This is a genomic window from Rhodanobacter sp. GW835-FHT13D09 (assembly GCF_058793995.1).
This window is the reverse complement of the sequence record NZ_JBXAGL010000001.1, coordinates 596,381-607,067: the sequence shown is the minus strand read 5'-3', so window position 1 is coordinate 607,067 and position 10,687 is coordinate 596,381. Positions and strand designations below refer to the sequence as shown.

Annotated in this window: 10 protein-coding genes; 5 read left to right on the top strand and 5 right to left on the bottom strand. The window is 71.7% G+C overall.

Annotation, left to right across the window (positions count from 1 at the left end):
• Positions 1-69: 69 nt before the first annotated feature.
• Positions 70-444, bottom strand: coding sequence for an ArsR/SmtB family transcription factor (locus AC1Q5A_RS02780; protein WP_492698042.1), 375 nt, complete (start codon positions 442-444; stop codon positions 70-72).
• A 142-nt stretch (positions 445-586) separates the two neighbouring features.
• Here AC1Q5A_RS02780 and AC1Q5A_RS02775 point away from each other — a divergent pair, with 142 nt between their 5' ends.
• From AC1Q5A_RS02775 to AC1Q5A_RS02755, 5 genes are all read left to right on the top strand, one after another.
• Positions 587-793 (top strand): YgaP family membrane protein, encoded by a 207-nt coding sequence (locus AC1Q5A_RS02775; protein ID WP_492698040.1) that lies wholly within the window; start codon positions 587-589, stop codon positions 791-793.
• A 28-nt stretch (positions 794-821) separates the two neighbouring features.
• Positions 822-1,211, top strand: coding sequence for a DUF302 domain-containing protein (locus AC1Q5A_RS02770; RefSeq protein WP_492698038.1), 390 nt, complete (start codon positions 822-824; stop codon positions 1,209-1,211).
• 236 nt (positions 1,212-1,447) lie between these two features.
• A complete protein-coding gene (locus AC1Q5A_RS02765) occupies positions 1,448-2,545 on the top strand; it encodes an efflux RND transporter periplasmic adaptor subunit (RefSeq protein ID WP_492698037.1) in 1,098 nt (365 codons plus the stop codon).
• Positions 2,542-5,793 carry an efflux RND transporter permease subunit gene (locus AC1Q5A_RS02760; protein WP_492698035.1) on the top strand — a complete coding sequence of 1,084 codons (3,252 nt, stop codon included), beginning with the start codon at positions 2,542-2,544 and terminating at the stop codon, positions 5,791-5,793. Before AC1Q5A_RS02765 ends, AC1Q5A_RS02760 begins: the two co-directional genes overlap by 4 nt.
• Before the next feature lie 82 nt (positions 5,794-5,875).
• Complete coding sequence (locus AC1Q5A_RS02755) at positions 5,876-6,373, top strand: DnrO protein (RefSeq protein WP_492698034.1); 498 nt, start codon at positions 5,876-5,878, stop codon at positions 6,371-6,373.
• A 60-nt stretch (positions 6,374-6,433) separates the two neighbouring features.
• Here AC1Q5A_RS02755 and AC1Q5A_RS02750 read toward each other — a convergent pair whose 3' ends face one another.
• From AC1Q5A_RS02750 to AC1Q5A_RS02735, 4 genes are all read right to left on the bottom strand, one after another.
• Positions 6,434-7,201 (bottom strand): prephenate dehydrogenase/arogenate dehydrogenase family protein, encoded by a 768-nt coding sequence (locus tag AC1Q5A_RS02750; RefSeq protein WP_492698030.1) that lies wholly within the window; start codon positions 7,199-7,201, stop codon positions 6,434-6,436.
• Positions 7,198-8,316: a PLP-dependent cysteine synthase family protein gene (locus tag AC1Q5A_RS02745; protein ID WP_492698026.1), complete on the bottom strand. Its 1,119-nt coding sequence runs from the start codon at positions 8,314-8,316 to the stop codon at positions 7,198-7,200. Before AC1Q5A_RS02745 ends, AC1Q5A_RS02750 begins: the two co-directional genes overlap by 4 nt.
• A 14-nt stretch (positions 8,317-8,330) precedes the next feature.
• Entirely contained in the window at positions 8,331-10,286 is a 1,956-nt protein-coding gene (locus AC1Q5A_RS02740; protein WP_492698022.1) for a pyridoxal phosphate-dependent decarboxylase family protein, read from the bottom strand.
• A partial coding sequence (locus AC1Q5A_RS02735) for a SirB2 family protein (protein ID WP_492698020.1) occupies positions 10,283-10,687 on the bottom strand: 405 nt, incomplete at its 5' end. The genes AC1Q5A_RS02740 and AC1Q5A_RS02735, both read right to left, overlap by 4 nt.

Here is a 10,687-nt window from a genome sequence, read left to right as displayed (position 1 = left end):
CCCACCCCCCCCCCCCCCCCCCCCCCCCCCCCCCCCCCCCCCCCCCCCCCCCCCCCCCGCCCCCCCGGGTCAGCCGGCGGTGCGCCGGCCCCTGCGTGTGCCGGCCTTCGCGGCGCGCCGCCCGTTGCCCGTGGCGCAGTAGATGCCGTAGAGCGTGGCCATGATGTCGTGGGCCGGGCCTTCGGGCAGGGCGTACCAGACGTTCTGCGCCTCGCGGCGGGTACTCACCAGGCCTTCGTCGCGCAGCCGCGCCAGGTGCTGCGACAGCGCGGACTGGCTGAGTTCGGGCAGGCGCTCGTTGATCTGGTTCACCTGCATCTCGCCGTCCAGCAATAGGCACAGCACGCGCAGCCGCTGGGCGTTGCCCAGCGCCTTGAGCAGCCGGGTGGCCTCCTCGGCGCGTGCCTGCATGAGGTTGAGATCGGCGTTGGCGGGCAGGTTCATCGGTCGAGCCTCTCGAAAAGTTCGCTTGCGGGCTTGACTTTACCATAAATCACTAATTAAGATAAATCTAAATTAGATATGGCTTCACTGGAACCGTGGCCGCCGCACGACGGCCGCATCAACCCGCACCCGGAGTCGCGCCATGAATATTGATCGTCTCGTCCTCGGCTTCGCCGGCACCGTCGTGCTGGTCGGCATCGCGCTGGCGCATTTCGTCGCACCCGGCTGGATCTGGCTGTCGGTGTTCGTGGGCGCCAACCTGCTGCAGTCCTCGTTCACCGGTTTCTGCCCGCTGGCGATGCTGCTGCGCAAGCTGGGCCTGAAGCCCGGTTGTGCCTTCCCGTCCTGAACCGCTCTAGCGCATAGCGAGGCGAGCCATGTACTACGTCGTGGAAACATCCAAGAGCTTCGACCAGGCCGCGGCCGACCTGGAGGCGGCGATCGTCCGCAACGGCTTCGGCGTGCTGCACGTGCACGACCTCGGCGCCACCCTACGCAGCAAGGGCGTCGCGTTCGAGCGCGAGTGCAAGGTGTTCGAGGTGTGCAACCCGCACCAGGCGGCGCGCGTGCTGGCCGTCGACATGCGGTTGAACATGGCGCTGCCCTGCCGCGTGTCGGTCTATACGGAGGCGGGGGGGACCCGGATCGGCATGATCGAGCCGGCATCGATGCTGGCCATGCTCTCGCCCGATCCCGCCCTGGCGCAGGTTGCCCGGGAGGTTCAGGCGGTGGTCGCGCGCAGCATCGACGAGGCCGGCAGCGGCTGATCCGAGGCGCGCCGGCAATCATCCGCCGGGCTTGCCTGGGTCCCTGCGGCAGGTGTGTCGCCCCGTCCACCGCGGAGTCCATGTCATGTCGCAGATCATCATTCCCGGCGCAGCATCGGCGGCATGAGCGTCGCCTGCGGGAAATACGCGATGAAGGCCCTGGACATCGCACGCATCCGGCCCGGCACGGGCGATTAATGAGCGCGCCGGCCGCATTCCACCGAGGGAAGAACTTCATGCACCGCAAGCACATCATCGGGCGCGCCGCGCAGCTTGCCGCCGTCGCGCTCACCGTGGCCGCGCTCGCGGCCTGCGGGCGCACGGCGCCTCCGCCCGCCGCGGCCACGCCGCCACCGCTAGCCGCGCTGACCGTGCATGCGGAGCCGGCGCACGACGAGCAGGCCTGGGACGGCGTGGTGGAGGCGGTGCACGAGGCGGTCATCGCGGCGCAGACCAATGCGCGGGTGATCGAGCTGCCCTACGACGTCAACGACGCCGTGCGCAAGGGCGACGTGCTGGTGCGCTTCAGCGACGTCGAGCAGAAGTCCGCGCGCAGCGCCGCCCAGGCGCAGATCGCCGCGGCGCAGGCGGCCTACACCGAAGCGGACGCTTCCTACCAGCGCTTCGCCACGATCTACCCGAAGGGCTTCGTCTCCAGGGCGCAGCTCGACCTGGAACGCGCCCGTCGCGACGCGGCGCTGGCGGCGTTGCAGTCGGCCCGGGCGCAGTCCAGCCAGGTCGGCCAGCAGCTCGACTACACCGTGCTGCGCGCACCGTACGACGGCATCGTCACCCGCCGCTTCGTGCAGGTGGGCGAGGCGGTGCAGGCGGGGCCGCCGGCGCCGCAGCAGCTGATCGCGCTGGCGTCGCTGCAGGACCTGCGGGTCAGCGTGCAGGTGCCGCAGAGCGCGATCGCCGCGATCCGCCGCTACCACGCCGCCGAGCTGGTGCTCGACGACGGCCGCCGCGTGGCGGCCGGCAAGGTCACCGTGTTTCCCTATGCCGACCCGCAGACGCACAGCTTCAGCGTGCGGCTGGAGCTGCCCGGCGACGGTGCCGGCCTGTATCCGGGCATGACGGTGAAGGTCGCCTTCGCCAGCGGCGAGGCGAAGCGCCTGCTGCTGCCGCTCGACGCGCTGGTGCAGCGCGGCGAGCTGGTGGGCGCGTACGTGCTGGGCGAGCACGACGTGGCGCTGCGCCAGCTGCGCCTGGGCCATCGCCACGGCGACCGCGTCGAGGTGCTGGCCGGGCTGGACGACGGCGAACGCGTCGCCACCGATCCGGCCGCGGCGGCGCGCTGGCTGGCCGGGCACCGGCGCGGGGCCACGCTGTGAGCGGGCCCCGGCTCGGTTTCTCCGGCCGCATCGCCCGCGCCTTCCAGGATTCGCCGCTGACCCCGATCCTGGCGATCGCGGCGCTGCTGCTGGGGCTGGTCGCGGTGATGATCACGCCGCGCGAGGAAGAGCCGCAGATCGACGTGACCATGGCCAACGTGATGGTGCCGTTCCCCGGCGCCGACGTGCGCGACGTCGAGAACCTGGTGGCCTTCCCGCTGGAGCAGAAGCTGGCCGAGATCGAGGGCGTCAAGCACGTCTACTCGGTGAGCCGGCCCGGCATGGCGGTGATGACGGTGGAGTTCCAGGTCGGCGTGCCGCGGCAGGCGGCGATCGTGCGGCTGTACAACCAGGTGTTCCAGAACCAGGGCTTCGTGCCGCCCGGCCTCGGCGTGGGCCCGCCGCTGGTGCGGCCGATGGGCATCGACGACGTGCCGGTGATGGCGCTGACCCTGTGGAGCGACGACCCCGCGCAGGGACCGGTGCAGCTGGCCGAGGTGGCGCACACGCTGGAGGCCGAACTGAAGCGCGTGCCCGGCACGCGCGACGTCTACACCATCGGCGCGCCGACGCGCGCGGTGGTGGTGGAGCTGGATGCGGCGAAGCTGGCCGCGTACGGCATGACCCCGGGCGACCTGTCGAACGCGTTGAAGGCGGCCAACACGGTGACCCATGCCGGCGACCGCGTGGGCGGCGACCGCGACGTGCCGGTGACCGCCGGGCGTTTCCTCGCCGACGCGGCGGAAGTGTCGCAGCTGGTGATCGGCCTGAAGAACGGGCAGCCGGTGTTCCTCTCCGACGTGGCGACGATCCGCCCGGGCGCCGACCTGCCCGACAGCTACGCCTGGTTCGGCGCGCCGGCGGGCAAGGCCGGCCCCGCCACCGGCAACGCGCCGGCGGTGACCATCGCGGTGGCGAAGAAGCCGGGCACCAACGCCGCCGACATCACCGGCGCGATCCGCCAGCGGCTGGCCGCGCTGCAGAACGTGGTGATTCCCGCCGGCGTGCACGTGGTGGTCACCCGCGACTACGGCCAGACCGCTACCGACAAGGCGGACAAGCTGATCCACAAGCTGATCTTCGCCACCTTCTCGGTGGTGCTGCTGGTGCTGCTGGCGTTGAGCTGGCGGGCGGCGGTGGTGGTCGGCAGCGCGGTGATCGTCACCCTGGCGCTGACCCTGTTCGCCTCGTGGGCGATGGGCTTCACCATCAACCGCGTCTCGCTGTTCGCGCTGATCTTCTCGATCGGCATCCTGGTCGACGACGCCATCGTGGTGGTGGAGAACATCCATCGGCACATGGCGCTGGGTGGCAGCACGCTGCGCGAGGCCATTCCCGAGGCGGTTGGCGAGGTCGGCGGGCCGACCATCCTGGCCACCTTCACGGTGATCGCCGCGCTGCTGCCGATGGCATTCGTGTCCGGCCTGATGGGGCCGTACATGCGGCCGATCCCGATCAACGCCTCGGCCGGCATGCTGCTGTCGCTGGCGGTGGCGCTGGTGGTGACGCCGTGGCTGGCGCTGCGGCTGCTCGGCCACCACCCTCCCGCCGGCGAAGGCGCCGCGGCCGGTGCGCACGAGGCCGCCGGCGGCCGGTTGCTGCGGCTGTTCCATCGGCTGATGTCGCCCTTCCTCCAGGGCGAGCGCGCGCCGCGCCGCCGCCGCCGGCTGTTCGCCGTGATGGGCCTGCTGGTGCTGGCGGCGGTGGGGCTGGTGGTGGTCAAGGCGGTGGTGCTGAAGATGCTGCCGTTCGACAACAAGTCCGAGTTCCAGGTGGTGGTGGACATGCCCGAGGGCAGCACGCTGGAGCGCACCAACCGCCTGCTCGGCGAGCTGGCGCAGGCGGTGGCGAAGGTGCCCGAGGTGAAGGACTGGCAGGGCTACGCCGGCACCGCCTCGCCGATCACCTTCAACGGGCTGGTGCGCCAGTACTACCTGCGCAGCGGCCCGATCGTGGGCGACCTGCAGGTGAGTCTGGTCGACAAGCACCAGCGCTCGCGCCAGAGCCACGCCATCGCGCTGGCCGTGCGCCCGGCGCTGGCGCAGATCGGTGCGCGCTACGGCGCCTCGGTGAAGGTGGTCGAGGTGCCGCCCGGGCCGCCGGTGATGGCGCCGATCGTGGCCGAGGTTTACGGCCCCGACTACGCCACCGTACGCAAGGTGGCGCTGGGGCTGGAGCGGGATTTCAAGGCCAATCCGGACATCGTCGACGTCGACACCAGCGTGGAGGCGGATGCGCCGCGCGACGTGCTGGTGGTCGATCGCGCCCGCGCGGCGCGGCTGGGGCTGGACCAGGCCGCCATCGCGCAGGCGCTGCGTACCGCCTTGTCGGGCGACGACGCCAGCTACCTGATGGACGGCCACGCGAAGTACGCGGTGCCGATCCGCCTGCGCCTGGGCGCGGGCGACCAGGCGGCGATGGGCCAGCTGCTGGCCCTGCGCGTGCGTGCGCGCGGCGGCGCGCTGGTGCCGCTGTCCGAGGTGGTCCGCGTGCAGCCGGCGGGCCGGGAAATGGCGATCTGGCACAAGGACCTGCTGCCCTACGCCACGGTCACCGGCGACGATGCCGGCGGCACCGACAGTCCGCTGTACGGCATGTTCTCGCTGGTCGGCAAGCTCGGCCACGACAGGGTGGCGGGGCAGCTGCTGCAGCAGCATTTCATCGCCCAGCCGACCGACACCACCGGCGCCTCGGTGAAATGGGACGGCGAGTGGCAGATCACCTACGAAACGTTCCGCGACATGGGCCTGGCCTATTCGGCGGGCCTGCTGCTGATCTACCTGCTGGTGGTCGGCCAGTTCCGGAGCTACGTGGTGCCGCTGATCATCATGGCGCCGATCCCGCTGACCGTGATCGGGGTGATGCCGGGGCATGCGCTGGTGGGCGCGCAGTACACCGCCACCTCGATGATCGGCATGATCGCGCTGGCCGGCATCATCGTGCGCAACTCGATCCTGCTGATCGACTTCATCAACCACGCGCTGGCGGCCGGGCGGCCGCTGCGCGAGGCGGTGATCGACGCCGCGGCGGTGCGCGCCAAGCCGATCGTGCTGACCGGCCTGGCGGCGATGATCGGCGGCTTCTTCATCATCGACGACCCGATCTTCCAGGGCCTGGCGGTGTCGCTGATCTTCGGCATCCTGGTCTCGACCGCGCTGACCCTGCTGGTGATCCCGTTGCTGTACTACGCCTGGTTGCAGCGCCGGGTCGGGGCGGATGGCCGTTTGTCGCAGGCGCCGGCGGCTTGATCCCGGTCAGCCCGGGGCGTGCCCGCCGCGCGCTAGCATCCTTTCATCCGCGGCGTCCGCGCCGCCTGCCGGAGCATGCCGCATGAAAGCCGTCCGCCTCGTCCTTGCTACCGTCTGCGGCCTCGGCCTCGCCGCCGCGGCCCAGGCGGCTTCCCAGCATGCCCACGACAGCCACGCGGCCCACGCCGTCAACGCCGCCGCACCGTTGCCGGCGCAGCGCTGGGCGCCGGATGCCCCGCTGCGCGAAGGCATGCGCCGCGCACACACCGCGGTGGCCGAGCTCGCCCACTACGAGATGGGCCACATGAGCGCGCCGATGGCGGCCGACCGCGCGCAGGAAGTGCAGGATGCGGTGACCTACATGTTCGCCCACTGCAAGCTCGCCGCCGAGCCCGATGCCGCGCTGCACGGCATCCTGGTGCCGCTGATGAGCGCGGCGCAGACGCTGAAGGCCGACCCGAAGAAGGTTTCGGCGGTGGCCGACATGCGCGCGGCGATCGCGCACTATCCCGAGTACTTCAACGACCCCGGCTGGGACAAGCCGGCCCCGGCCGAGCACGTGATGCACGACGAGCCGTGAGCCACGGCCGCGGCCGGCTGCCTTCGAGGTGCGCGGACAGGCTGCGCAGGCGGTGGCAGCTCAGGCGGACAGCCCGGGGATCGCCAGGCTGTCGCCGTCCGCGTCGGCCAGCAGCTGCCGGTGCACCCGTTCGAGCTCGGCCAGCAACTGCGCGCGCGCTTCGGCGGCGAACGGGTTTTCGCGCTGGATCGCCGCGAACAGGTGGCCGGCGTCGCCGCGCACTGCGGCCAGCATGTGCTTCATGCCCTGGAAAGAAGGCGGCGCCACCGGCGTGCCGTCGTCCACGCCGAGATCGACCAGGCCCTTGGCGATGAAGAACGCCAGCGCATGGGTCATCGCCATGGCGCGATCGTGGCTGGCCGGGTCCTGCTCGATCACCTCGCAGCCGAGTTCGCGGAACAGCTCGCCGACGCGCACCGCCGCCTGCGGATGATCCGCCGCGGGGCAGATCACCGCGCGCAGCGGCCGTTCGTCGCGGGCCAGGCTGAGCGGCCCGAACAGCGGATGCGTGCCGACGTGCGGGATCCGTGTGCCTAGCAGTTCGTCCATCGTCGCGCAGGGGTGCATCTTCACGCTGCCCACGTCGAGCACGGTCTGCCCGGGCTGCAGCTGCGGGCGCAGCGCGAGCAGGGCTTCGCGCAGGTGTGGCACCGGCATCGCCAGCACCACCCATGCCGCACCATCGATCGCCGCCGCGGCCGAAGGCACGGCGAGGTCGGCGGGCACCCCGGCCTGTGGGTCGAAGGCGCGGACCCGGTGCCCTGCCTGTTGCAGCAGGCCGGCGAAGGCCTGCCCGAAACGGCCATAGCCGAGCAGCGCGAACGTCATGTCGCGGTGCCGGCCGGCAGCGGCCGGCGGCCGCTGGCGAGGCTGTCGCGCAGCGCCGTGCTCCACGGCGCGAGGTCGATGCCGCGCGCGGCCAGCCAGGCGGGATCGAACAGCGTCTGCGCGTAGCGCTCGCCGCGGTCGCACAGCAGGCTGACGATGCTGCCGCGCTCGCCGCGGGCGCGCATCGCGGCGGCCAGCTGCAGGCAGGCGACCAGGTTGGTGCCGGACGAGCCGCCATAGCGGTGGCCGATGAGCTCCTCCAGCAGCCAGGCGGCGGCGATCGAGGCGGCATCGGGCACCTCGACCACGCGGTCGACCACGTCGAACAGAAATCCCGGCTCGACCCGCGGCCGGCCGATGCCCTCGATCAGGGTGGGCTGGCTGGCCACCGCGCGCGCATCGCGCGTGCGCCAGCCGTGCACGAAGCCGCTGCCGGCCGGTTCGGCCACGCACAGTTGCGTGTGCAGCCGGCGGTAGCGCAGGTAGCGGCCGATGGTGGCCGAGGTACCGCCGGTACCGGCGCCGCAGACGATCCAGGCCGGCTCGGGTTCCGCTTCCAGCGCGAGCTGGCCGATGATCGACTCGGCGATGTTGTTGTTGCCGCGCCAGTCGGTGGCGCGTTCGGCCAGGCCGAACTGGTCCAGGTGGCAGGCACCGTGCGCGGCGTGCTCGGCGGCGCGCGCATGCACCTGGGCGGGATCCTCGACCAGGTCGCACGCGCCGCCCAGCGCCTGCACGTCGCGGATCTTGCCCGGCGCGGTGCAGGCCGGCATCACCGCGATGAACGGCAGGCCCAGCAGGCGCGCGAACCACGCCTCGGCGATCGCCGTGCTGCCGGAGGAGGCATCCACCACGGTCTGCCCGCCGCGCAGGCGGCCGTTGCACAGCGCGTACAGGAACAGCGAGCGGGCGAGGCGGTGCTTCAGGCTGCCGCTGGGGTGCGCGGCCTCGTCCTTGAAGTAGAAGTCGATGCCGTGGAAGCCGGGGAAGTTCAGCTTGAGCAGGTGGGTATCGGCCGAACGCGCCGCCTCCTGCGCCAGCTTGGCCAGCGCGCTGTGTACCCAGTGGCGATCGGTCTCGCGTTGCGGGTTGACCAGGCGCAGGGCGCTGTCCATCGTAGGCTCCGTGATCATGGGTGGGAACCGGCGGTGCCGCGCAGGGCACGCACGCGCCGGCCGAGGAAGTCGAAGTAGCGGTCGATGTAGCTGATGCCGTTCTCGCGGTCAATCAGGTAGGGGTTCATCAGCGTGTGGCGCAGGATCAGCAGGCGGTCGTCGCCGGGAACGAAGCTGGCCGGGTCCAGCCCCAGCGCGCCGAGGATGCGCGCCGTCTGCGCCGGGCCGAGCATCTCCGGGCGCAGGCTGGTCACCGAGCCGAAGAACTCCCTGGTCTGCAGCGGCTGCTGCGGGTCGCAGCGCAGTTCATCATGCAGGGCGCGCACGAACGCATTCGCCGTCGCCACCGAGGTGTTGTCGTGCGGGTTGAGCGCGAGGCAGACCAGGTTGCTGTCCGGCGCGAACGGCACCAGCGCGTGCACGCAGTCGGCCAGTTCCAGCGCGAAGCGTTGCGCGCGGGCGTGGAAGCCCTCGGCCGCACGCACGGTGGCGCGCGGCAGCCGGCCGAAGTGGGCATGGTCCAGCGGCAGCACCTTGTGCGTCACGTAGACCGCGGCCGCCGCCGCGCCGGATTTCGAGCCTTCCGGAATGAACTGGCCGAGGCTGCGATAGCGCGCCAGGTAGCCGGCGGGCGTGGCGGCGTGGAACACGTAGTCGGCGCGTTCGGCCAGCAACGCCATCGCGCGGTGGTCGCGGCAGATGAAGGCGCCGCTGCCGTAGGGCAGGTAGCCGAGCTTGTGTGGGTCGACGGTGACCGAGTCGGTGTCGCCTAGTGCGGCGAACGCCGCGTGCACCGCGGGGGTGGGGAACTGCGTGTAGTCGGCGGCCACCTCGTCGCGCCTGCGCAGCGTGCCGTCCTCGTGGCGGAACAGGGTGGCCAGGTAGCCGCCCCAGGCGGCGTCCACGTGCACGGCGAAGTCCAGTCCGCGCCGGCGCGATGCCTGCCGCGCGTCGAGCACCGCGTCGAGCGGGTCGATGGTACCGTACTCGGTGCCGCCGAGCACGGCCACGCACATCAGCACGCTCTGGCGCTCGCGCGCGCAGCGTTCCAGCGTGTCGCGCAACGCGGCGGGGTCCAGCCGCATGCCGTCGGTGGGCAGCAGCTCCAGCTGGTCGCGGCCGAGGCCGAGCAGCTTCAACCCCTTGCTCCACGAGTAGTGCGCGGTGACCGGCGCCAGCACCAGCGGCACGCGCAGCTGCGGGTGCGCGGCGAAGAAGCCGGCCAGGCCGCGCTGCTCGATGCGTTCCTGCTCGACCCGCTGCAGCCAGTGCGCGCGTTGCGCCGGCGTCTGCGCGGCCAGCCAGCGCTGCCATGCCTCCAGCAGCGCGATGCCGTCGGCGGTCGAAAGGTTGAACGCGGCCCAGTCGTCCGGCGGAAGCGCCAGGTCGGGCACCTGCGCCACGCGCAGCGCCACCGGGAACGCCTTCAGCGCCAGCGCCAGCCGCAATGCCTGGTAGTTCGCCAGGGTGCCGCCGGAGGTGAGGTGGCCGAACGCGCAGGCCGGTTGTGCGGGATCGTGCGGGTAGCCGAGCATGCGCGCCAGCTGCAGCCCCACCTGCACCTCCAGGTCCACGGTGACCGGCGCGGCATCCTCGCTGACGTTGTTGGGGTTGTACGGCAGGGTCAGCATCTGCGCGGCCAGTCCCGGCAGCAGCAGGTCGGAAGCCATGTGGCCGATGTAGCGCGGGCTGTGGAACGGCACCGACTTCTTCAGCGCGGCGGAGAGCTGGTGCAGCTCGCGGCGCATGCGCGATTCGAAGGCCAGATAGTCCGGGTGATGGGCGGCGGCGGTGGCGATCGCCGGCGGATCCTCCGGGTGGAAGTTGCGCCGCCAGTACACGTGGTCGCGCAGGAACTCCACCAGCAGCTTTTCCAGCAGCGTGTCGTTCTCGCCGTAGGGGCCGAGGAAGCAGGCGTCCAGCGCATGGTCGCGCGGCTCCTCCGTGGGGAACGGTTGCGCCGGGCTCATGCCAGCCATCCGTACAGCCAGCCCAGCGGATGGTGCATGCGGGCCACCCCGAGCATGTAGACGTAGGTGGCCAGCGCGGCCACGTAGAAGACCCGCCGCGAGCGCGGCGTGCGCGCCCGCCTCAGCGCCAGCGTGCCCAGCGCGACGTAGGCGACCAGCAGCACCAGCTTGGTGGTGAGCCAGCCGTTGGCGAACAGCGCGCCGGGCAGGATGTTTACCAGCACCAGCGCGGCGGTGAGCAGGGTGGTGTCGATGGCGTAGCTGAGCCAGCGCACCGGTTCCCACTGCGCGGCGCCGCCGTGGCCGGCCTGCACCAGCAGGCCGCGCAGGGCGAACAGCAGGCCGCTGGCCAGCACGCAGGCGATGTGTACCCATTTGATCTGCGGATAGAACTCGAACAT